The organism is Arthrobacter gandavensis, from assembly GCF_015355785.1.
Lineage (GTDB): Bacteria > Actinomycetota > Actinomycetes > Actinomycetales > Micrococcaceae > Arthrobacter_B > Arthrobacter_B gandavensis_A.
Map to the genome: position 1 here is coordinate 187,641 of NZ_JADKYW010000002.1, position 20,954 is coordinate 208,594.

The window sequence follows — 20,954 nt, forward strand, 5'->3', positions numbered from 1 at the left end:
TGGCGCAGGATGTGTTGGTAGAAATCTGGTCCGATATCGGATGCCCCTGGTGTTTCATTGGCAAGCGGCGGTTTGAGGCTGCTCTGTCCCGCTTCGAGCACGCTCCGGAGGTGGAAGTCCGCTGGCGCAGCTACCAGCTGGACCCCACACTGCCCGAGCGTTTCGAGGGCTCGGAAGTCGAGTACCTCAGCCAGGTCAAGGGCATGGACCCGGCCCAGGTCGCAGGGATGCTGGACCATGTCACGGCCCAGGCAGCCGGGGTAGGCCTGAACTACCGGTTCGATGAGCTGAAGGTTGCAAATACGTTCACTGCACACCGGCTGATCCATCTGGCCCTGGACCTGCGTGGCGCCGAAGCCGCCGCGGACGTTAAGGAAGCGCTGCTCGCAGCGCACTTCGAGCAGGGACAGGATATCTCCAGCGCCGATGTGCTGACCGGGATCGGCGCCGGTGCGGGGCTGGACCCCGAAGCCGTGCGCAGCGTCCTGGCTGGCAGCGATTACACCGAGTCAGTCAACGCTGACATCGCCGAGGCGCGCGCCCTGGGCGTGAGCGGCGTGCCGTTCTTCGTGCTGGACCGGAAGTACGGCATTTCCGGGGCACAGCCTGAAGAGGTGTTCAGCCAGGCGCTCTCGCAGGCCTGGGCAGAAAGCCGCCAACCGCTGCAGCCCATTGTCCCCGAAAGCGGGGCCTGCGCCGTGGACGGCAGCGGCTGCTAGCCGGCTTCCGCGTTTTCGGTAGGTTCGCTGCTCTTCCATGGGCAGCTGATCGGGCCCGGCGCAGCGGCCTGGGCCTGCTCAAGGGGAACCAGATCGCTGTAGCCGGAGCCGATGACCACGTCCACTGACGCGTCATCGCGGTCGTCCTGGATGTACTGGGTGTCAGGGATCTGCTGCTGCATTGTGAACGCGCCGGATTCGCCGCTGGGCCCGGACAGGATGATGGCCGTCATGCCTTCGCGGTTCACCGTGCTGTTGCCCACCACTCCAATGGAGAAACCGCGGGTCTTCAGCGCCTCCGCGACCTTCCCTGCGAGCCCGGGAGTCGCCGTCGTGTTGTAGACGTTTACCGTCACCGTCTCCGGCGGCTGGTTCAAGAACGGTCCCGCCGGGCATCCGGTTTCCACCGCCGGCCGTGCCTCCGGCTGGGGAAGGCTGATCCAGCCCGCGCTGATCCCCTGTGCAACCACTGTCACCAGCAGCAGCAGTCCCGCGACTGAACCCAGCACTATGTTGTGGAACCGGCGCTTACGCCGGGCGTGGAATGCAGCCGCCTCGGCGCCGTCTTCATCGAAGACCGTACCCAGGTCCTGCTCCGTCACGATCCGGTGGCCATGCCACTCGGTGGGGTCGCTCTCGGCTCCCCTGCGCTGCCCTCGAGGGGGCTCGTTAGTCATCGAGTACCAGCACGCGGGCGTGCAGGATGGTCCGCTGGTGCAAAGCTGTCCTGACCGCTCGGTGCAGTCCGTCTTCCAGGTACATGGTGCCCCTCCATTGCACTACGTGCGGGAAAAGGTCTCCAAAGAAGGTCGAGTCCTCAGCCAGCAGAGCGCCGAGGTCAAGGGTGGCCTTGGTGGTCACCAGTTCGTCCAGCCGGACCTGCCGGGGAGGTACCGCTGCCCAGTCCTTGGGTGTTACGTATCCGTGGTCAGGGTAGGGGCGCACATCGCCAACAGCTTTGAAGATCACTAAACCAGAGTAGAGAAGTTCCGCATGCAAGGAAACAGGACTCCCCGGCAGCAGCGGCATGATTACGCTGATCGGGGCCGGATAGGGTCCCCGTGCTGGTCCGGGGATACTTAAGCATGACTTCTGCGCGTTTTGGCCTCCTGCTCGACGTCGACGGGCCCGTGGCGTCCCCGCTGACCCGGACTGTTTCCCCTGCCGTGATCGGGCACCTCGTTGCCCTTGCCTCGGCGGGCTGGCCGGTGGTGTTTAACACCGGACGCTCGGACGAGTTCATCCGCACGCAGGTCATGGACCCGATGATCGCCGCCGGACTGCCGGCGGACGTGACGCTGCACGCCGTCTGCGAAAAGGGCGGCGTGTGGTTCTCCTTCACCGGCTCGGGCGCGGGCACGGTGAGCGTGGACGGGCAGCTGGCACTGCCGGCGCCGTACGCCTCCGCGATCCGGGACCTGGTGTCGGAAAAGTACACCGGGCACATGTTCTTCGACGAAACCAAGCGGTCCATGGTCTCCGTGGAGCAGAACGTGGACGTGGCCAACGCGGACTACCTGGCGGAGCAGAAGGAGTTCGACGCCGACGCGCTGGCGCTGATGTCCCGGTTCAATATGGGCGTGTGCCGCCTCGACCACCATGCACCCGACTCCGACGACTCCATCGACTACCGGATTGACCCCACCATCATCTCCACCGACATCGAAGCCCTCGGCGTTGGCAAGGACCTCGGCGCCCGGCGCGCACTGGCACTGCTCCAGGAGGCCGGAACCCCCGTCCCGCGCACCTGGCGGACAGTCGGTGATTCCCGAACCGACTACGCGATGGCCGATGAGCTGCACGCCCTGGGCTATGACGTCGCGCATGTTGACGTCCGCCCGGCCGACGGCGTGCCGTCCAAGCCGTACCCGGTGCTCACCGCGGGGGAACTCATCCACGACGACGCCGGTGAAGCGTTCCTGCGCCGGTGGACACAAATGGCCGCCGGGGAGGCCGCGGATGACTCGGCCCTGGTTTAGTACCCGCAGGCAACAAGCTACGTTTATTACGCCCCGTCACACCTGCAACACTGCATAACGCCTAGTCAGACCCGAATTACGCCGCATTGCGTAACATTTGGTTCGCATTTGACAGGCCTCGGTGCTACTTTTCCGGAATGAGCGATAACCCCACATCGATTCCTGTCCTGGACCTCAGCACGGCCCGCAATGCGGACGGCACCTTCAACGCCGAATTCATCGACAAACTGCGGGAAGCCACCCACAAGATCGGGTTCTTCCAGCTGGTCGGCTACGGTGCAGGCGAGGAACGCGTCAAGGACCTCTTCGATGTCACCAAGCGCTTTTTCGACCTTCCGCTCGGAGACCGTCTGGAGCTGGACAACCGCAAGTCCCCGCACTTCCGCGGGTACACCCGCCTGGGCACCGAGCTGACCCAGGGCCGCCCCGATGCCCGCGAGCAGGTCGACTTTGGACCGGAGCGCGAACCCGTGGCGGACTACCCCGCAGACCAGCCGTACTGGCTGGTGCAGGGCCCCAATCTCTTCCCGGACACCGTGCTGCCGGAACTGCGGGAGACGTCCATGGAGTGGGCCGGGCTGATGAGCCAGGTAGGTGCCGAGCTGCTCGCCGCCATCTCCGTGTCGCTGGACCTGCCGGAGGACCACTTCAGCGAACCGTTCGAGGGCACCCCCGCCTGGATGGCCAAGCTCATCCACTACGTGGGCGGCGTCGTCAAGGAAGCCGGAACCCAGGGCGTTGGCTCCCATGCCGACTACGGATTTGTCACCCTGCTGCTCCAGGACGAGGTGGGCGGCCTGGAGGTCAAGCCGCACGAGTCCGACGAATGGCTTCCGGTTGAACCGATCCCCGGTGCGCTGGTGGTCAACCTGGGCGAGATGCTGGAAGTCGCCACGCAGGGCTACCTCTCCGCGACCATCCACCGCGTGCAGGCTCCGCCGCCCGGCGTGGACCGGTACGCCATTCCGTTCTTCTGGTCCCCGCGCCTGGACTCAGTCATCGATCCGGTGCAGCTGCCGCCGGCCCTCGCAGCCCAGGCCCGCGGCATCTCCGACGATCCGCAGAACCCGATGCTGGCCTCCTACGGTGCCAACGTCCTGAAGGGCTGGCTCCGCGCCCACCCGCAGGTCGCTGCGATCCACCACCCGGAACTGGTTCCGGCCAAGAAATAGCAAAGCAAAACGTACGGCGGCGGCCCGGAGCCAGGTGCATACGGCACCTGGCTTCCGGGCCGCCGGTGCTTAAAACCGTTCCTCTCTCCAGCCGGAACCGATAGGGTGACAGAGCCGGCAGCGACGTCGGCCCTGATGAGGAGATCACGCATGGCGACAGTCCCGGGCCCGCTCGACCACACCTTCACGGCTCCGATCGGGGTGAAGGTCAAAGGAGATGTCTGGTCCTGCGTCGAAATGCCGGGATCCGCTGAATTCTTCGGCACCGGGAAGACCGTGAAGGTGGCTGCCACCGTGGATGAGGAACCGATCCGCGGCGGCCTGATGCCCACCGGCCAGGGCGGGCACATGCTCTCCATCAGCGCCAAGCTGCGCAAGAAGCTGGGCAAGGACATCGGGGACACGGTCACCGTCCGCCTCACCGAGCGGCTCAGCTAAGCCTCCCGGGAAAGACAGGCAGCTACAGCCAGCTGCCCCGGCGCATCACCCGGACAGGCACCAGGGCCTCGTCCAGCACGAGGATGTCAGCCGAGGCTCCCGGAAGCAGCGAACCCAGCTCCTGCCCGCGGCCCAGCACTCCGGCCGGCACGGCGGCCGCGGAGGTGACGGCGTCCGGCAGGGGCACACCGGCACCCACGGCATTCCGGACCAGGTCCGCCATGGCCGCGGTGCCGCCGGCAATTGACCCGGTGGTCTTCAGGCGGGCAACGCCGTCCTGCACCAGGACTTCGGCAGGCCCCAGCCGGTACTGGCCGTCAGCCAGGCCTGCCGCAGCCATCGAATCGGTGACCAGGGCAATGTTTCCGGCTCCGAGCAGATCAAACATGGTCGCCACAATGTACGGGTCCAGGTGCGCATTGTCAGCAATGAGCTCGACGGCGGCGTTCCCGGCCTCCGCAGCTCGCAGGCAGGCCGACGCAGCCCCGGGTGCCCGGTGGTGGATCGGATCCATGCCGTTGAACAGGTGCGTGACCGTGGGCCGGCCGCCGGAACGCCCGGCAGCCAGCAGCTCCCGTGCCCTGCCCAGGGACTCGTGGGCCTGTTCCGCCGTGCACGCGGTATGCCCCAGCGAAGGAGTCACCCCGTTCGCGGCCAGCAGTTCCACCAGTGCGCCGGCGCCGGGAAGCTCCGGCGCATAGGTCATGGTGCGCAGCCGGCCGCGTCCGGCCCGGATCAGCTCCTGCGCAAGCTCCAGGTCCGGTGCCAGCAGCCAGCGCGGATCCTGGGCCCCGCAGCGGACCTCGGACAGGAACGGTCCTTCCAGGTGGATGCCCGCTATCAGCCCTTCCTCGGCCAGCCCGGCGAGCATCGCCACCTGCCGCAGCAGGACTTCCGGTTCATCGGTGACAAGGCTCGCCATGACGGTGGTGCTTCCGGCCCGGTGCAGGCCGGAGACGGCTTCCCGGATCGAGGCGGCATCAGCACGGGAAAAGTCGACGCCGTAGGCCCCGTGGCAGTGCAGGTCCACCAGGCCCGGAACCATCACCTCTCCGGGCTCAAGGCTCACGACGTCGTCGCCCGGCGCGGGCACCAGGCCGCCGGCCGGCCCCGCATAGGTGACCACACCGCCGTCGAGCACCACTGCCGCATCCGGAAGCTGCGTCTCGAGGACAGCGGGACCGCGCAGTACCAGGCGCGGACGAACGGTGGTGGCCGGGGCAGGGCTCGTGGCCGTCATGAGGATTGTCCTTCGGTTAGAGGAGGGAGGCGGCGGCGTCATCGGCCAGGACCGTGACCCGGCCATGCAGCTGCAGGACGGACGCGGGACACTCCGGGCTCACAGGCCCGCGCAGTGCCGCGCGCAGGGCCTCGGCTTTGTCTTTCCCCTGCGCGATCAGCAGCAGCTGTCCGGCTTCGAGGATGGTGCCCAGCCCCTGGGTCAGGCAGCGGGTCGGCACGCTGTCCAGGGACTCGAAGAACCGCTGGTTGGCACGGCGGGTGTCTTCGGTGAGCAGTTCAACCCGGGTGCGGGAGTCCAGTGCTCCGCCGGGCTCGTTGAACGCGAGGTGCCCGTTGCGGCCGATGCCCAGGATCTGCAGGTCGATTCCTCCCGCTGCCGCGATCCTGCGCTCGTACTCGTCACAGGCCGTCTGGAGGTCCTCCCGGTGCGGATCCGGGAGGTGCACGTTCTGCGGGTCCAGCCCCAAGGGCTCGATGATCTCCCGCCGCAGCACCTCGGCGTAGCTCTGGGGATGGCCTTCGGGAAGACCCGCGTACTCATCCAGCGCGAACCATGCCGCACGGCTGAAATCCGCGCCGCTGGCGGACAGCGCATCGTAAAGCGGAGACGGCGATGATCCGGTCGCTACGCCAATGACCGGATCCCGGCGCGCGCTCAGCGCAGCCAGCACCAGTCCCGCGGCGGCCGGGCCGATTTCCCCGGGCGGCAGTGTGTGCACCAGCGGAGCAGCGGGACGGTTCACGGTGCCGGCCTTCATGCCTCACGCAGCTTCGCCAGCTGGGCGCGGATGCCGTCAAAGTGCCGGCGAAGCCGTTCGGAGGCCAGTTCCTTGTCCCCTGCTTTCACCGCTTCCAGGATTCCTCGGTGCACCGCTGCGTTCTCCTCCAGATTGACCAGCGGGTCTCCACCAAGCTCCAGGTGGATCTTGCGGTAGACCTGCCAGAAGACAGACATCAGGTTTGACAATAGTTCGTTGCCCAGAGGCTCGAACAGCTGGTAGTGGAACCGCTCATCCACCTCGGTGAAGGTGTCTCCGGCGGCGGCCGCGGCTTCCATTTCCTGGACCGTGGCTTCGATCTCCTCCAAGTGTTCCGGAGTCCAAAGATCCATGGCTTCGCCGATGAGGCCTGCTTCCAGGGCCTGCCGCACGTCGACCAGCTGGAGTGCCTCCTTGCCCTCATGCCGCAGCGACAGCCGGCCCCGGAAAGTCAGGCCGTCGGCCAGCGCGTCGAAGTTGGCCGGAGCCACGAACATGCCGAATCCGTGCCGGATCTCCACCACTCCCAGGGCCTGCAGGACCTTGAGCGCTTCACGGAGCGTGTTGCGGCCGATTCCCAGGGCCGCGGCCAGCTCGGCCTCGGTGGGAAGGGCATCTCCGGCCTTCAGGTCACGCTCGAGGATGAGTTCCATGATCTCTGCCTGCAGGGCCCGTGAGCGGTTCTGGGCACTGAACCGCGCCGGCGGCAGTGAAGCATGGGGCAGGCTCATGGGTCCTCCTGGGACGGCGACTGGGACGGCGACTGGGTGGGCTACTGAATAAAACTTAGCCGATAGCACCACAGGTTATAGGATGTCCTATCTTTAGGACAGAGTTATCGAAAGAGTCCCGCAGGATCGCTTGACGTTCTTATGTGAGGAACCTTACAGTTCTGGGAACAAGCATCGGACATCCTACGTCCGATAAGTGACACGGATGGCGAGGCAACAGATGAACAATTCTCTTGAGACCAGCGGCCTGCTGAACGATTCAAGCCGCCGCAGTTTCCTGAAGCTGGCTGGCGTCATGGGTGCCGCCGCCGCTTTCGCAGGCTCGATTTCCGCCTGCAGTCCCGGCGGCAGCCCCGCCCCGGCCGGCAGCGCTGCCGCAGCCGAGGGCACCGGCTCCATCGAGGCAGGTATCTCCTACCAGCTCTCCACCGGCTTCGACCCAATGATTTCAACGGGCGCAACGCCGCAGGCGGCAAACCTGCACATCTTCGAGGGCCTGACCGAGCTCCACCCCGCTACCCGCGAACCGTACCTCGCGCTTGCTGCAGCGGAGCCCTCGAAGATCAATGACACCACCTGGGAAGTGAAGCTCCGCGACGGCGCGAAGTTCCACAACGGGAATCCGGTCACCACCGAAGACGTCGTGTTCTCCTTCGAGCGTGTGCTGGATCCGGCCAACAAGTCCCTGTTCGCCGGCTTCATCCCCTTCATCGACTCCGTCAGCGCCAAAGACGAGTCAACCGTGGAGTTCAAGCTCAAATACCCTTTCCCCGGCTTCAGCCCGCGCATCTCCGTCATCAAGATCGTGCCGAAGTCCGTGGTCACCGCTGACCCTGCGGGCTTCGACCTCAAGCCGGTGGGTTCCGGCCCGTACAGCCTGGTCTCCGCCGTGAAGGAAGACCGCATCGTCTTCAAGAAGTTCGATGACTACAACGGCAAGTACCCGGCACGGGTTGCAGACATGACCTGGCTGCTGCTGGCCGACCCGGCCGCCCGCGTTGCCGCGGTGCCTTCCCGGGCCCAGGCCATCGAGGACGTGCCCTACCTTGACGTAGACCAGCTGGCCACCAAGGTTGAGGTTGAATCCGTCCAGTCCTTCGGCCTGCTCTTCCTGATGTTCAACTGCGCCAAGTTCACCGACAAGCGCGTCCGCCAGGCGCTGCACTACGCAATCGACACCGACGCCGTGATCACCAAGGCGCTGCTGGGCAACGCCACCGCGGCCACCTCCTACTTCCAGAAGGGCCACCCCTCCTACAGCGAAGCCGCAGCCGTCTACGGCTACGACGCCGGGAAGGCCAAGTCGCTGCTGAAGGAAGCCGGGATGGAGAACATCACCATCACCCTGACCTCCACCGACACCGGCTGGGTTACCCGCGTGGTCCCGCTGATCAAGGAGTACTGGGACGCAATCGGCGTCACCACCACGCTGGAGATCCTCCAGTCCGCAGCCGTCTACGCTCCGGAAAAGGTGGGCGGCAAGAACTTCGACGTCCTCTGCGCGCCGGGCGATCCCTCGGTGTTCGGCAACGACGGCGACATCCTGCTCAGCTGGTTCTACCGCGGAGCCACCTGGATGGAAAACCGCGCCGGGTGGAACACCACACCGGAGTACGCAGACGTCCAGGCAAAGCTGGACGAGGCCGTAAAGCTGGATGAGGACAAGGCCAAGGCCATCCACTCCGACGTGGTGGACATCGTCTCCGAAGAGGTCCCGCTCTACCCGCTGTTCCACCGCAAGCTGCCCACCGCATGGGATGCCAATGCCCTGGACGGCTTCGCGCCGCTGCCCACCACCGGCGTCTCCTTCGTCGGCGTCGGCCGCAAGTAACCGCTGGAAACAGCACATCCTTGGCGGGGCGCCTCCCGGGCGCCCCGCCCGCTTTATACCCCGCATTGGAGTGCTTGAGTGACAATGTTTATCCGCCTGCTAGGGCGCAGGCTTGCCGTCCTGCCGATCATGCTCCTGGGCGTCACGGTGATGGTCTTTGTTGTTCTGTCCGTCATCCCGGCTGACCGTGCCACTGCCGTCCTGGGCGAAAACGCCACCGAGGACGCCAAGGATGCCTGGCGCGAGGAACGCGGCCTGAATGATTCCCTGCTGGTCCAGTTCTTCCGCTACCTCGGCGGTGTTCTCCGGCTGGACTTCGGCGTGACCAACCCGCCCGAGGAATCCGTGGCCACCAAGATCGCCACCGCGTTCCCGGTGACACTGCAGCTGACCTTCCTGGGCATCCTGCTCGCCGTGGTGCTGGCCCTGACGCTCGGCATCACCGCGGCCCTGTACCGCGACCGCTGGCCGGACCAGGCCATCCGCATCTTCTCCATCGCCGCGATCGCCACCCCATCCTTCTGGCTCGCAATCCTGCTGATCCAGTGGTTCGCCCTTCGGGAAGGATCCCTCTTCCCCACCGGCGGCCTGGCCTGGGCAGACCAGTACGGCTTCGTCGGCTGGCTCTACTCCATGACGCTGCCGGCACTGGCGCTGGGCATTCCGGTCTCCGCGTCGCTGATCCGTGTGGTGCGCACCTCCATGGTGGAGGAACTGGACCGTGACTATGTCCGCACCGCCATCGGCAACGGCGTCCCCTACCGCACCGTGGTCGCCCGGAACGTGCTGCGCAACGCCCTCGTCACGCCCGTCACCGTGCTGGGGCTGCGCGTGGGCTACCTGCTCGGCGGCGCCGTCGTCATCGAAAAAATCTTCAGCCTTAACGGCATGGGAGACCTCATTGTGGTGGGCCTGACGACGTCGGACACCAACCTCGTACAGGGCGCGGTCCTCACCATCGCCGTCGCCTTTGTCCTCGTCAACATCGTTGTTGACCTGCTCTACCTGGCCATCAACCCCCGAATCCGGACGGTGTAACCATGCGCAACTCCCTGGCCGAACGGCTCAGCAACACCGGAGCCCGCTTCACTGCGCTGAACCTCAGCTCCAAACTCGCGCTGGGCTTCCTGGCGTTCATTGTCCTGGTGGCCATTTTCGGCCCCTTCTTCGCACCGTTCGGAGAGAACGAATCCAGCGCCCCCGTGCTCCCGCCCGGCGGCGAACACCTCTTCGGCACGGACGGGTCCAGCTATGACGTGTTCTCCCGCATGCTCTACGGCGCCCGCGTTTCCATCTCGATCGGCCTCGGCGCCGTCGCCCTGGCGCTGATCCTCGGTTCCGTCCTCGGCGCCATTGCCGCCACCTCCCGCAAGGCCGTCAGCGAGACGGTCATGCGCATCCTGGACATCCTGATGGCCTTCCCGGGCATCGCCCTGGCCGCTGCGCTGCTGTTCGCGCTGCGGGACCACTCGCTGAACCTGTTCGGTTCCACCGTCCCGGTGCTCATCCTCGCGATCGCCATTGTCTATACGCCGCAGCTGGCCCGCGTGGTCCGCGCGAACGTGCTGGCCCAGTACGGCGAGGACTACGTCCGCGCCGAACGCGTGATCGGCGCCGGCCGCACCTACATCCTGCTCAAGCACATTGCCCGGAACTGCGCCGCCCCGGTGCTGGTCTTCGCCACCGTCATGGTTGCCGACGCGATCATCCTTGAGGCATCGCTCTCCTTCCTGGGCGCCGGCGTGCAGCAGCCCGCTGCTTCCTGGGGCAACGTGATGGCGGACGGGCGCAACGTGGTCTTCAGCGGCGCCTGGTGGCCCACCACCTTCGGCGGCATCACCATCCTGCTGACCGTGCTGGCCCTGAACATCCTGGCCGAAGGGCTCACGGATGCCATGGTCAACCCGCGCAGCAGCAAGCCGCGCCGGCAGGCCCCCGCCGCCGTCGGTGCCGTGGCCACCGCCGCGCAGCCGTCCGCCCTGGACGCTGCAGGCACGTCGCTGACCGAGCACGACGGCGCCGCTCCGGAGACCGCCGAGGCCCCCTCCGCGGGCGCGAACGTCCACAAACCCGGCTCGCTCGAGGCCCTCGCGGTGGAGCTGGACCGGCTTGCCGCCGTCGAGGCTGCCCGTACCGACCGCCTGCCGGCCGTCGCTGCCGACGCCCCGGTGATCCTGGAAGTGAAGGACCTGTCCATCCGCTTCCCGGAACGCTACGGGGACACGGCCATCGTGGACCGGGTGAGCTTCACCGTCCGCGAGGGCGAAACCATGGGCCTGGTGGGCGAATCGGGCTGCGGCAAGTCCATCACCTCCCTGGCCATCATGGGACTGCTCCCGCGCACCGCGCAGCTCACCGGGTCCATCCGGTTCAACGGCAGGGAACTGCTGACCAATGATCCAAAGGAACGCGACCGGCTCTACAAGGGCCTGCGCGGCGAGCAGATCGCCATGGTCTACCAGGACGCGCTCAGCTCGCTGAACCCGTCCATGCTGATCAAGGACCAGATGGCCCAGCTGACCCGCCGCGGCGGCCGCAAGAGTCCGCGCGAGCTCCTGGAACTGGTGAAGCTGGACCCGGACCGCACCCTCAAGAGCTACCCCCACGAGCTCTCCGGCGGCCAGCGCCAGCGCGTGCTGATTGCCATGGCGCTCTCCCGCTCACCGAAGATTGTGGTGGCGGACGAACCGACCACGGCGCTGGACGTGACCGTGCAGAAACAGGTGGTGGACCTGCTGAACGAGCTGCGCGAACAGCTCGGCTTCGCCATGGTGTTCGTCAGCCACGACCTGGCCCTGGTGGCGTCGCTGGCACACCGGGTCACGGTGATGTACGCCGGGCAGGTGGTTGAATCCGGCGACGTTTCGGACCTGCTGCAGGATCCCCGGCACGAATACACCCGCGGACTGCTCGGCGCGGTGCTTTCCATCGAGGCCGGCGCGGACCGGCTGCACCAGATCCAGGGCACCGTCCCCTCTCCCCGGGACTTCGCCTCCGGAGACCGGTTCGCCGAGCGGTCCCTGCGGCCCGACGCCGATCCCAGCCAGGTCCTCGAGTTCGTCCAGGTTGGGGACAGCACGCACTACTGGGCCAGCCATGAGACGGGCGCAGACCTCGTTGAAACCGGCGCAAGCACAAGGCAGGAAGCATGAGCACGGAAACCAGCACCACGCCCGTCCTGGAACTGAAGGGCATCAAGGTCCACCACCGGGCCCGCACCGGTTCCTTGTTCCGGCCCAACATCGTCAAGGCCGTGGACGGCGTTGACTTCACCGTCCGCCGCGGCGAAACCGTGGGGATCGTCGGCGAGTCCGGCTGCGGCAAGTCAACGCTGGCCTCCGTGCTGGTGGGACTGCAGGAGCCCACCGCCGGTGAGGTGCTCTTCTCCGGGCGGAAGGTCAGCACACGGGCCTCCTCCTCGAAGAAAACCTTCGGCCGCGCCGTCGGCGTCGTCTTCCAGGACCCGGCCACCGCGCTGAACCCGCGCATGACCATCCAGGACATCCTCACCGATCCGCTGCAGGTCCACGGGATCGGCACCCAGGCCTCCCGAGCGGCCCGGGTGAAGGAGCTGCTCAGCCTGGTCGGGCTGCCGCAGTCCGCCGCGGAGGTCACGCCGCACCAGGTGTCCGGCGGGCAGCGGCAGCGCGTCGCGATTGCCCGGGCCCTGGCCCTGGACCCGTCCGTGATCGTGGCCGATGAACCGACGTCGGCCCTGGATGTTTCAGTCCGGGCGCAGGTGCTCAACCTGCTCTCAGACCTGAAACGGGAACTCAACCTGGGCATGGTTTTCATCTCCCATGACATCCAGACCGTCCGCTACGTCTCCGACCGCATCTGCGTCATGTACTACGGACGCATCGTCGAGGAAGGCCCGGCCGCCGAGGTCTTTGACCGGCCGGCCAACGACTACACCAAGAGCCTGCTCGGCGCGGCTCCCAGCCTTTTGCACATCTAGAACTAGAACCAAGCACTGGAGAACCACTTGTCACACGCATCAAAGCCCAGCTTCCACGGCGTCATCCCGCCCGTCGTCACGCCCCGCACGGCGGACGGTGCCGTTGACACGGCGTCGCTGGAGAAGCTCACCAAATACCTGCTCGACGGCGGTGTCACCGGGCTCTTCATCCTCGGTTCCTCCGGTGAGGTCCCCTACCTGACCAACTCCGAGCGGGACACGGTGATCCGCACGGTCGCCGGTGTCAATGCCGGAGCGGTGCCCATCATCGCTGGTGCCTGCGAACAGACCACTGCACGCACCGTCGAGGAGGCCCGCCGCCTGGTGGGCCTGGGCGCGGATGCCATCGTGGCGACGTCGCAGTTCTACGCCATCTCCGACATCGCCGAGACGGACACCCACTTCCGGTCCCTGCACGCCGCGCTGGACGTTCCGCTGTTTGCCTACGACGTGCCGGTCCGCACCCACTTCAAGCTTCCGCTGCCGCTGCTGGTCCAGCTGGCCCAGGACGGCGTGCTGGCCGGCGTGAAGGACTCCTCCGGCGACGACGTGTCCTTCCGCCAGCTGCTGCTGGCCACCCGCGGCCTGCCGGACTTCGCCGTGTTCACCGGGCACGAGGTTGTGGTGGACGGCGCGCTGCTGGGCGGCGCCGCCGGTGTGGTGCCGGGCCTGGGCAACGTCGATCCGGCCGGCTACGCCGCGCTGTACTCCGCCGCCAAGGCCGGTGACTTCGCCGAAGCTGCCCGCGTCCAGGACCGGCTCGCCGGTCTCTTCGACATCGTCTACACACCCACCCCCGGCCGGGTCTCCCCCGGCGCGGCCGGCCTGGGCGCATTCAAGACCGCGCTGATGCTGCTCGGCGTCATCGACACCAACGTGATGTCCGCACCGATGGCGGCCCTGAACGACGCCGAGACCGCCGCCATCCGCGGCATCCTCGAACGCAGCGGACTGCTCTGATTCCCATGCGGCATGTTCTCGGCATCGATCTGGGCGGCACCAAGACGGCGGGCGGGATTGTCGACGCCGGCGGGAACGTCGTGTTTACCGCCGCCGTCCCGACTCCGGCGCAGGCCGGTGCGGACGGAGTCCTGCGCGCCGCTGCTGGGCTGGCCGCTTCGCTGCTAACCGAGGCCGAAAGCCGGGGCCTGCAGGTGGACGCCCTGGGCATCGGCTCGGCCGGCGTGATCGACTCAGCCCGCGGCGTCGTGCTGTCAGCCACGGACTCGATCCGCGGCTGGGCCGGAACCAGGCTGGCCGCTGAACTCTCGGCCCGCACCGGGCTGCGCTGCACGGCACTGAACGACGTCCACGCGCATGCCCTGGGCGAAAGCTGGCTCGGCGCCGGTGCCGGTGTTCCGAGTGTCCTGTTCCTGGGCATGGGCACCGGCGTTGGCGGCAGCTACGTGCTGGACGGACAGCCGCTGGAAGGCGCATCCTTTGCCGCCGGGCATACCGGGCACCTCGCCTCACCGTTCGCCGTCGAGTCCGGGCAGCCGCTGCCCTGCAGCTGCGGCGGCGGAGGGCACGTGGAGGCCGTCGCGTCCGGGCCGGGCATCTTCGCGCTCTACACCCGGCTGGGCGGCAGCACAGCTGCGGATACCCGCGGCGTCTATGCGCTGGCGGCCGACGGCGACCCGGTGGCCGCGAAGGCACTGCACCGCGGTGCCGCAGCAGCCGGCTCGGCGATCGGCGGGCTGGCCAACGTCCTTGATCCGCACATCGTGGTGGTGGGCGGCGGCCTGGCCTTCGCCGGTCCGCTCTGGTGGGACACGATGGAAGCCCAGGCCCGGGCCGAACTGCTTCCGCCGCTGGCGGACCTGCTGATCGTGCCTGCCCGGCTTGGCGCGACGGCGGCCATCCGAGGTGCCGCCCGCCGTGCCCTGACGCTGATTCCCGCTACTGAAGGCTCCCATGCTTAATCTCGAAACCCTCCATTCCTCCCTGATCGTCTCCTGCCAGGCCTACCCCGGCGAGCCGATGAGGGATCCGCAGACCACCGCACAGGTGGCCCAGTCCGCCGTCATCGGCGGTGCTGCTGCCGTCCGGGTACAGGGCCTCAGCGACATCGCCCGGGTGCGTTCCGCCGTCGAGGTTCCCGTCATCGGACTCTGGAAAGACGGGCACGACGGCGTTTTCATCACGCCAACGCTGCACCACGCCCTGTCCTGCGCCGGGGCCGGCGCGCACATCGTGGCTCTGGACGGCACCCGCCGCGAACGTCCGGACGGACTGTCCCTGGCCCAGACCATCACCGGTGTTCATGAGGGATCCAATGCGCTGGTCATGGCCGACTGCGGATCAGCAGCCGACGCCGCTGCTGCCGCCGAAGCCGGAGCGGACCTTCTCGGCACCACGCTTGCCGGCTACACCGGTGAACGGCCCAAAACCGACGGTCCGGACCTTGAACTCCTGGCGGAGATTGCCGCCCTTGACCTTGGCCTGCCGTTGATCGCCGAGGGCCGCATCCACACCCCCGCGCAGGGCCGGGCCGCGCTGGACGCCGGAGCCTTCGCCGTCGTCGTGGGCACTGCGATTACGCATCCGGCGACCATCACCGGCTGGTTCGCGGCCGCGCTGGCCCCGTGAAGGTTTCCCGGGCCGTGAAGGCTTCCCGGGCCGTGCGGTCCTTCCGGGAGCGGGTAGATCCGGAGCTGCTGCCCGGGCTCGCGTTTTCAGAGGAGCATCCGCCGCCGGTGTCACTGGCCGAACTGGCAGGTTTCCGGGCGCACGCGGAGGCGCCGGCCACCGCCGTCGCCAATCCCGGTGTGCGGGTCCGGGACTACGCTGCCGACGGCGTGGCGCTCCGCGTCTTTACGCCTACCGCCCCCGGCCCGCACCCGGCCGTTTACTGGCTGCACGGCGGCGGGATGATTGCCGGCAGCGTGGAGCTGGACTCCGCGTACTGTGCGGCGCTGGGCGCGCGCGCCGGGGCTGTAGTCGTGGCGGTGGATTACCGGCTGGCTCCGGAACATCCGTTCCCGGGTCCGCTGGAGGATGCGCTGGCCGGGCTGCGCTGGCTGTTCGCCGCCGCCGGGGAGCTGGACGTGGACCCCGGGCGCATCGCCGTCGGCGGTTCCAGTGCGGGCGGCGGGCTGGCCGCCGGGCTGGCGCTGCTGAACCGGGACCAGGACCGGCTGCCCCTGGCGTTCCTGTACCTCATGTACCCGATGCTGGATCCCAGCCACAGCTCCGCCTCCGCCTGCGAATTCAGCAGTATTCCCACCTGGAACCGGGCGCACAGCGAGTTCGCATGGGGCTGCTATCTGGGCGGCGCTTCTGCGGTGTCGCCGTACGCGGCGCCCGCACTGGCCGGGGATGTTGCGGGGCTGCCGCCGGTGCTGCTCCAAACTGCGGAACTGGATCTCTTCCGTGACGAGGACATTGCGTTCGCGGCGAAGCTGATGCAGGCCGGAGTTCCCACGGAACTGCACGTCTATCCCGGCGCCTACCACGGGTTCGAATTGAACTGCCCGGACTCTTTTGCGGGCACCCAAAGCCTGCTGGACCGGGACCGCGCCCTGACCCGGGCCCTGCACGGCGCCTCACTCGATTTCCCGCTGACCACCACTACGAAAGGCACCTGCTCATGAGGCTTGAAGGCTGGCACATTGTCATCATCGTCGTCATTGCGATTCTTCTCTTCGGCGCTCCCAAGCTTCCCGGCCTGGCCCGCAGCGTCGGCCAGTCGCTGCGGATCTTCAAGTCCGAGGTCCGGCAGCTGAAGGAGGACGAGGTTCCGGCCAAACCGGCAGCCGATCCGGTGACGGGTGCTGTTATCCCGCCGGCGGCTCCGGCTGCTGCGGCTACTGCGGCTGCGCCGGCTTCGGCACCACCGGCTTCGGCACCCATGCCCACCGCTGCGGCCCCCGCCGCGCCCCCACGGGACTGAAACATCCTGTGGGGAGATAACGTCCCTTAGACAGGGTTCCCCGAATCCTGTGGGGAGATACCGTCCCTTTGCCGGGCTGAAAGCAGCATTATCTCCCCACAGGATGTGCGCGCCAGGCCCAGAAGAGCGTTATCGCCCCACAGGATGACTGGACAGGCTTCGAGGTCGGCGGCCGGGCTCAGACGGAAGTTAGCGGCTGCCCAGGACAGCTACCAGGAAGTCCGATTCGACGTCGAACGGGCGCAGGTCCCAGGTGGAGAACTTCTGCTGCACGGTCAGGCCCACCGAGGAAGCATCCTCAAAAAAGGTGCCGAAGTCGTAGCCGCGGCCGGCACCGAAGCCGACGACGATCCGCCCGTTCGGGGCCAGATGCTGCTTCATCCGTTCCAGGGCATCCGGCGCTGTCCCCGGAGCCATGAAGGCCATGACGTTGCCGGCGCTGACGATCAGGTCGAACGGCTCAGTGATGCCTACGGCAGGCAGGTCCAGTTCGGTCAGGTCCATGGTGAACCAGGGAAGGTCCGGAAAGTCCTTCTGCGCGGCCGCTATCAGTTCCGGGTCGACGTCGACGCCGACGACGCTGTGCCCGCGCCGGGCGAGCTCACCGCCCACGCGTCCCGGGCCGCATCCGGCGTCGAGGATCCGGGCTCCGCGCGGAAGCATCGCGTCCACCAGCCGGGCTTCACCGGCCAGGTCTGCTCCGTCTTCCCGCATCTGCTCGAAGCGCTGGATGTACCAGGCTGAGTGGTCCGGGTTCTGCCGTTTCTTTGCTTCCCACAGGGTTTCTTTGCGCACCCTTCCAGCCTACGCGGACCGCGCTCAGGAACCAGCGCATGGATTCCCAGCCGCCGTGACACCCGTGTCCGGAGGTGGCCCCATCAGCACCACGGGGCACGAGGGCTGGGAGCGACGGGCGGCCGCGCGGTGGAGGAGGCCGCCCGGATGGTGGTGCGCTGGCCACGCTGGACGTGGACGGCCCCACCGGGACGTACTCCGACGAGTCCGGCGTTCCCTGGTAGCTACACGCCGTTGATGCGGATCTGGTTGCCGGCCGGGTCTCGGAAGGCGCAGTCGCGGATGCCGTACGGCTGGTCGGTCGGCTCCTGGATAACCTCCGCGCCGGCCGACTGCACGGCGTCGAACGCCGCGTCTACATCCGGAGAGGAGAGCACCAGGGTGGCGAACGTCCCCTTGGCCATCATTTCGGCAATCATCCGCGTCTCTTCCTCCGTGACGGAGGGATCGGCCGACGGCGGATACAGCACCACGGAGACGTCCGGCTGGTCCGCCGGGCCCACCGTGATCCACCGCATTCCCTCGTAGCCGACGTCGTTGCGCACCTCGAAGCCGAGGGCATCACGGTAGAACGCGAGGGACTCATCGGGGTCCGTCTGGGGCAGGAAACTGTTGAATATGTTCAGGTTCATGCGGGCAACGCTAGTTACCGGGCGGCCGGCTGCGCTTCTTGAATCCTGACCGGTTTACTCCAGAAGGAATGCCGGTGAGGGGTTTGAAAGCAGCAGCCTGCGCGCCAAACTGTGACTTGAAGTTCCCTCAGTGACACTGCCAGGAGGAGACCCTCGTGAGCGACCAGGAAAGCGGGGAAACCCAAGCGGGAGATGCCCGGAAAACCCTGTGGAGAACGGGGCTTGGCTGGTTTCTGGTCATCGGAGCGGCCGCCATCCTGCTGGTCATAATCTTCCTCGTGGCTCCCGTCTTGGCCCAGATGGCGGGCGACGCTGAAGGCCACCCCGGCGTTCTGCTGCTGACCTTGGCAATCCTGATGGTCATCCTCGTCATCTTCGCCGCGCTCATCGCGTTTGCCTTTGCGGCCAGGACCATAGACGCCAGTCCGGATGACAATCCGCGGGGAGCACTGAGCCTCCCTCATGGCAGCATCAGCGCCGTTCTGGCGCTGATGATCCTTGTGGTGTTTGCCGTAAGCGCCATACACGTATTCAACGAGCTGCGGGCGGGAGAAACCTCCGGGGTGGTCAGTACCGGCCTCACGCAGGAGGCCCTGGCTGCGCTTCCCGATGACCGGGTGCTGGCAATTGAGGCCGAGCCGGCTTCTCCCGGCCAATCTGCAACCTACAGTGTGACCCTGTCGAATCCGCATGAGGGCAGCACGGAATTTGTTGCGCAGTGGATGACCATCTTTTCCACGCTGCTCATCGCAGTCGTCGGGTTCTACTTCGGCCAGGGCGCAACCGCCAAGGGATTCCGCGGCGGTGCCCGGATCAAAGGTGAACAAGTATCCCAAGGTGAACTACAGGCCCCAAAGACCGCACCAAACCCCGGAACCTCTAACTCCTGACCGGTTTGGAGACGTTCTTCGCGACGCAGGACGGGATGCCGTTCGTCTCGTCTGCGTGTTCGCGCCGGTACGTGCTCGGCGGGATGCCGACCAGCTCAGTGAAGCGGGTGCTGAAGGTGCCAAGCGAGGAACAGCCGACGGCGAAGCACACCTCGGTTACAGAGAGGTCGCCGCGGCGCAGCAGCGCCATGGCCCGCTCTATCCGCCGGGTCATCAGGTAGGAGTAGGGCGCTTCCCCGAAGGCCCGCTTAAACTCCCGGCTCAGGTGGCCGGAGGACATGTGCGCGTCGCGGGCGAGTACATCAACGTTCAGCGGCTGGGCGTACTCCCTGTCGATCCGGTCCCGCACCCGGCGGAGCACCACCAGATCCCGCAGCCGCTGGTTCTGGGCTGTACTGCTGGCCATGGAAATACGGTAGCCCCTGTGTGCGGGGCAGACCAGGGAGCTGAGCTTCGTGCGCGTTTCCCGCGGGGCCGGGCGCGGTGGAGGTGATGCCTCAATCCTGCAACCCGGACACCCCTCGCAGAGGAATCGGCCAGGGGATGTTCAGCCTCCCTGGTTCCTCAGGGCAGTCTCTTGGCGACGTACTCGGCTCCACTGGTCCAGGCCGAAGACGCACAGACCGGTTCCCCTTGTACTTGTGCCGGTGGGTGCTCTGCTGCTGCCCGGCGCACCTGGACACATTGGGGCTGCCCTACGCCACCCCGGGCCCTCCCCTCCGCTGTGCGCGCAGCGCGCCAGAGGCCTAACGTGGGAAGTGAGGAGCGCAACTCAATGCGCTTTTCCCAGAAGTCCAATAGAAAAAGGAGCTGCCATGAAAGCTGCCCGTTACTATGACCGCGGCGACATCCGCATAGACGAGCTGCCGGAGCCGGAGGTTCTGCCGGGAACCGTGGGGATCGACGTCGCCTGGTGCGGCATCTGCGGTACGGACCTTCATGAGTACCTCGAGGGACCCATTTTCGCCCCCGCCCAAGGGCAGACCCACCCCATTTCCGGTGAAGGACTGCCGGTCACGCTGGGCCACGAGTTTTCCGGCGTGGTGTACGCCGTAGGCGAGGGGGTGGATGATCTGGAAGTCGGCCAGCATGTGGTCGTTGAGCCCTACATCATCCGGGACGACGTCGACACCGGCCCGGAAAGCCGGGACTATCATCTCTCCCCCGACATGAACTTCATTGGCCTCGCCGGCCGCGGCGGCGGACTGGGGGAAAAGGTGGTGGTCCGCCGACGCTGGGTGCACCCCATCGACAGCTCGGTTCCGCTGGACCAGGCTGCCCTGATTGAACCGCTGTCAGTCGGGTATCACGCCGTCGAGCGGTCCGGCGCGAAAGCAGGAGACGTCGCGTTGGTTGGCGGGGCGGGCCCGATTGGCCTGCTGACGGCCGCTGTCCTTAAGGCCCAGGGCATCACCGTGGCCATCTCCGAGCTCAGCCCGCTGCGCCGCGAGAAGGCCCTGGAAGCCGGCGTCGCCGACTACGCCCTGGACCCGTCCCAGGTAGACGTGGCCGAGGAAGTACGGAAGATAACGGATGGCAAGGGCGCGGACGTCGCGTTTGAATGCACCAGTGTCCAGGCGGTGCTGGACACGCTGATGGATGCCCTTCGGCCCACCGGGGTGCTGGTGGTCGTATCCATCTGGGGCAAACGCTCGGACTTCGACATCCACAAGCTGGTGATGAAGGAAATCGACATGCGCGGCACCATCGCCTATGTGAATTCCCACCCCGCCACGATTGAACTGGTGGAGTCCGGCAAGATCGACCTCTCACCGTTCATCACCGGCAAGATCGGCTTGGAGGGGCTGGTGGACGAAGGTTTCGATACCCTCATCAACCGCAACGAAACAGCGGTGAAGATCCTGGTCTCGCCCTCCGGCGAAGGCCTCTGATTACTCTGTCCAAAAGAGTGCGGTG

General features: G+C 66.9%; 23 protein-coding genes. 15 read left to right on the forward strand and 8 right to left on the reverse strand.

Features of this window, described 5'->3' with window-relative positions:
• The first annotated feature begins 11 nt into the window (after positions 1-11).
• Complete coding sequence (locus ITX31_RS00860) at positions 12-719, forward strand: DsbA family oxidoreductase (protein WP_194781604.1); 708 nt, start codon at positions 12-14, stop codon at positions 717-719.
• Here the strand turns inward: ITX31_RS00860 and ITX31_RS00865 are convergent.
• Both ITX31_RS00865 and ITX31_RS00870 read right to left on the reverse strand, forming a co-directional pair.
• Positions 716-1,396 carry a LytR C-terminal domain-containing protein gene (locus ITX31_RS00865; protein ID WP_194781605.1) on the reverse strand — a complete coding sequence of 227 codons (681 nt, stop codon included), beginning with the start codon at positions 1,394-1,396 and terminating at the stop codon, positions 716-718. The genes ITX31_RS00860 and ITX31_RS00865 overlap by 4 nt on opposite strands.
• Positions 1,389-1,688, reverse strand: a complete 300-nt coding sequence (locus tag ITX31_RS00870) for a type II toxin-antitoxin system VapB family antitoxin (protein WP_194781606.1) — start codon at positions 1,686-1,688, stop codon at positions 1,389-1,391. Before ITX31_RS00870 ends, ITX31_RS00865 begins: the two co-directional genes overlap by 8 nt.
• Positions 1,689-1,804: 116 nt before the next feature.
• Between ITX31_RS00870 and ITX31_RS00875 the strand changes: the two genes are divergently transcribed.
• From ITX31_RS00875 to ITX31_RS00885, 3 genes are all read left to right on the forward strand, one after another.
• Entirely contained in the window at positions 1,805-2,698 is an 894-nt protein-coding gene (locus ITX31_RS00875) for a hypothetical protein (RefSeq protein ID WP_194781607.1), read from the forward strand.
• Positions 2,699-2,835: 137 nt separating this feature from the next.
• The gene (locus ITX31_RS00880; protein WP_194781608.1) at positions 2,836-3,870 is read left to right on the forward strand and encodes an isopenicillin N synthase family dioxygenase; all 1,035 of its coding nucleotides are present in this window, start codon (positions 2,836-2,838) and stop codon (positions 3,868-3,870) included.
• 150 nt (positions 3,871-4,020) lie between these two features.
• Positions 4,021-4,308 carry a DUF1905 domain-containing protein gene (locus ITX31_RS00885; RefSeq protein WP_091608401.1) on the forward strand — a complete coding sequence of 96 codons (288 nt, stop codon included), beginning with the start codon at positions 4,021-4,023 and terminating at the stop codon, positions 4,306-4,308.
• Between the two features lie 22 nt (positions 4,309-4,330).
• On the opposite strand, the gene ITX31_RS00890 is transcribed toward ITX31_RS00885, so the two are convergent.
• The 3 genes from ITX31_RS00890 to ITX31_RS00900 are packed head-to-tail and all read right to left on the reverse strand — an operon-like array spanning position 4,331 to position 7,039.
• The gene (locus ITX31_RS00890; RefSeq protein ID WP_194781609.1) at positions 4,331-5,548 is read right to left on the reverse strand and encodes an N-acetylglucosamine-6-phosphate deacetylase; all 1,218 of its coding nucleotides are present in this window, start codon (positions 5,546-5,548) and stop codon (positions 4,331-4,333) included.
• A gap of 16 nt (positions 5,549-5,564) precedes the next feature.
• Positions 5,565-6,308 carry a glucosamine-6-phosphate deaminase gene (locus ITX31_RS00895; protein WP_194781610.1) on the reverse strand — a complete coding sequence of 248 codons (744 nt, stop codon included), beginning with the start codon at positions 6,306-6,308 and terminating at the stop codon, positions 5,565-5,567.
• Entirely contained in the window at positions 6,305-7,039 is a 735-nt protein-coding gene (locus ITX31_RS00900) for a FadR/GntR family transcriptional regulator (protein ID WP_194781611.1), read from the reverse strand. Before ITX31_RS00900 ends, ITX31_RS00895 begins: the two co-directional genes overlap by 4 nt.
• 220 nt (positions 7,040-7,259) lie before the next feature.
• Between ITX31_RS00900 and ITX31_RS00905 the strand changes: the two genes are divergently transcribed.
• The 9 genes from ITX31_RS00905 (at position 7,260) to tatA (ending at position 16,720) form a co-directional block, all read left to right on the forward strand.
• Positions 7,260-8,870 (forward strand): ABC transporter substrate-binding protein, encoded by a 1,611-nt coding sequence (locus ITX31_RS00905; RefSeq protein WP_194781612.1) that lies wholly within the window; start codon positions 7,260-7,262, stop codon positions 8,868-8,870.
• A 78-nt stretch (positions 8,871-8,948) separates the two neighbouring features.
• A complete protein-coding gene (locus ITX31_RS00910) occupies positions 8,949-9,908 on the forward strand; it encodes an ABC transporter permease (protein ID WP_194781613.1) in 960 nt (319 codons plus the stop codon).
• A gap of 2 nt (positions 9,909-9,910) precedes the next feature.
• The gene (locus ITX31_RS00915) at positions 9,911-12,022 is read left to right on the forward strand and encodes a dipeptide/oligopeptide/nickel ABC transporter permease/ATP-binding protein (protein WP_194781614.1); all 2,112 of its coding nucleotides are present in this window, start codon (positions 9,911-9,913) and stop codon (positions 12,020-12,022) included.
• Positions 12,019-12,828, forward strand: coding sequence for an ATP-binding cassette domain-containing protein (locus ITX31_RS00920; protein WP_194781615.1), 810 nt, complete (start codon positions 12,019-12,021; stop codon positions 12,826-12,828). The genes ITX31_RS00915 and ITX31_RS00920 overlap by 4 nt, the downstream gene beginning before the upstream one ends.
• Before the next feature lie 27 nt (positions 12,829-12,855).
• Positions 12,856-13,788, forward strand: coding sequence for a dihydrodipicolinate synthase family protein (locus ITX31_RS00925; protein ID WP_194781616.1), 933 nt, complete (start codon positions 12,856-12,858; stop codon positions 13,786-13,788).
• Positions 13,789-13,793: 5 nt separating this feature from the next.
• Positions 13,794-14,750, forward strand: coding sequence for an ROK family protein (locus tag ITX31_RS00930; RefSeq protein WP_194781617.1), 957 nt, complete (start codon positions 13,794-13,796; stop codon positions 14,748-14,750).
• A complete protein-coding gene (locus tag ITX31_RS00935; protein ID WP_194781618.1) occupies positions 14,743-15,417 on the forward strand; it encodes an N-acetylmannosamine-6-phosphate 2-epimerase in 675 nt (224 codons plus the stop codon). Before ITX31_RS00930 ends, ITX31_RS00935 begins: the two co-directional genes overlap by 8 nt.
• Before the next feature lie 14 nt (positions 15,418-15,431).
• The gene (locus ITX31_RS00940) at positions 15,432-16,421 is read left to right on the forward strand and encodes an alpha/beta hydrolase (RefSeq protein WP_194781619.1); all 990 of its coding nucleotides are present in this window, start codon (positions 15,432-15,434) and stop codon (positions 16,419-16,421) included.
• A complete protein-coding gene (gene tatA / locus ITX31_RS00945; RefSeq protein WP_194781620.1) occupies positions 16,418-16,720 on the forward strand; it encodes a Sec-independent protein translocase subunit TatA in 303 nt (100 codons plus the stop codon). The genes ITX31_RS00940 and tatA overlap by 4 nt, the downstream gene beginning before the upstream one ends.
• Before the next feature lie 189 nt (positions 16,721-16,909).
• Here tatA and ITX31_RS00950 read toward each other — a convergent pair whose 3' ends face one another.
• Positions 16,910-17,515: a class I SAM-dependent methyltransferase gene (locus tag ITX31_RS00950; protein ID WP_194781621.1), complete on the reverse strand. Its 606-nt coding sequence runs from the start codon at positions 17,513-17,515 to the stop codon at positions 16,910-16,912.
• 224 nt (positions 17,516-17,739) lie between these two features.
• Complete coding sequence (locus ITX31_RS00955; protein ID WP_194781622.1) at positions 17,740-18,147, reverse strand: VOC family protein; 408 nt, start codon at positions 18,145-18,147, stop codon at positions 17,740-17,742.
• 155 nt (positions 18,148-18,302) lie between these two features.
• Between ITX31_RS00955 and ITX31_RS00960 the strand changes: the two genes are divergently transcribed.
• Entirely contained in the window at positions 18,303-19,037 is a 735-nt protein-coding gene (locus ITX31_RS00960; protein WP_194781623.1) for a hypothetical protein, read from the forward strand.
• Here ITX31_RS00960 and ITX31_RS00965 read toward each other — a convergent pair.
• Positions 19,027-19,443, reverse strand: coding sequence for a helix-turn-helix transcriptional regulator (locus tag ITX31_RS00965; protein ID WP_194781624.1), 417 nt, complete (start codon positions 19,441-19,443; stop codon positions 19,027-19,029). The two genes, ITX31_RS00960 and ITX31_RS00965, sit on opposite strands and share 11 nt — an antisense overlap.
• A 409-nt stretch (positions 19,444-19,852) precedes the next feature.
• Between ITX31_RS00965 and ITX31_RS00970 the strand changes: the two genes are divergently transcribed.
• Positions 19,853-20,929, forward strand: coding sequence for a 2,3-butanediol dehydrogenase (locus tag ITX31_RS00970; RefSeq protein ID WP_194781625.1), 1,077 nt, complete (start codon positions 19,853-19,855; stop codon positions 20,927-20,929).
• The last annotated feature ends 25 nt before the right edge of the window (positions 20,930-20,954 follow it).

Bases quoted from the DNA above. Each gene is read 5' to 3' on its own strand.
- ITX31_RS00935 (WP_194781618.1), top strand. From the start codon at position 14,743: ATGCTTAATCTCGAAACCCTCCATTCCTCCCTGATCGTCTCCTGCCAG.
- ITX31_RS00905 (WP_194781612.1), top strand. From the start codon at position 7,260: ATGAACAATTCTCTTGAGACCAGCGGCCTGCTGAACGATTCAAGCCGC.
- ITX31_RS00895 (WP_194781610.1), bottom strand. From the start codon at position 6,308: ATGAAGGCCGGCACCGTGAACCGTCCCGCTGCTCCGCTGGTGCACACA.
- ITX31_RS00965 (WP_194781624.1), bottom strand. From the start codon at position 19,443: ATGGCCAGCAGTACAGCCCAGAACCAGCGGCTGCGGGATCTGGTGGTG.
- ITX31_RS00920 (WP_194781615.1), top strand. From the start codon at position 12,019: ATGAGCACGGAAACCAGCACCACGCCCGTCCTGGAACTGAAGGGCATC.
- ITX31_RS00885 (WP_091608401.1), top strand. From the start codon at position 4,021: ATGGCGACAGTCCCGGGCCCGCTCGACCACACCTTCACGGCTCCGATC.
- ITX31_RS00875 (WP_194781607.1), top strand. From the start codon at position 1,805: ATGACTTCTGCGCGTTTTGGCCTCCTGCTCGACGTCGACGGGCCCGTG.
- tatA (WP_194781620.1), top strand. From the start codon at position 16,418: ATGAGGCTTGAAGGCTGGCACATTGTCATCATCGTCGTCATTGCGATT.
- ITX31_RS00955 (WP_194781622.1), bottom strand. From the start codon at position 18,147: ATGAACCTGAACATATTCAACAGTTTCCTGCCCCAGACGGACCCCGAT.
- ITX31_RS00930 (WP_194781617.1), top strand. From the start codon at position 13,794: ATGCGGCATGTTCTCGGCATCGATCTGGGCGGCACCAAGACGGCGGGC.
- ITX31_RS00890 (WP_194781609.1), bottom strand. From the start codon at position 5,548: ATGACGGCCACGAGCCCTGCCCCGGCCACCACCGTTCGTCCGCGCCTG.
- ITX31_RS00865 (WP_194781605.1), bottom strand. From the start codon at position 1,396: ATGACTAACGAGCCCCCTCGAGGGCAGCGCAGGGGAGCCGAGAGCGAC.
- ITX31_RS00880 (WP_194781608.1), top strand. From the start codon at position 2,836: ATGAGCGATAACCCCACATCGATTCCTGTCCTGGACCTCAGCACGGCC.
- ITX31_RS00970 (WP_194781625.1), top strand. From the start codon at position 19,853: ATGAAAGCTGCCCGTTACTATGACCGCGGCGACATCCGCATAGACGAG.
- ITX31_RS00900 (WP_194781611.1), bottom strand. From the start codon at position 7,039: ATGAGCCTGCCCCATGCTTCACTGCCGCCGGCGCGGTTCAGTGCCCAG.
- ITX31_RS00915 (WP_194781614.1), top strand. From the start codon at position 9,911: ATGCGCAACTCCCTGGCCGAACGGCTCAGCAACACCGGAGCCCGCTTC.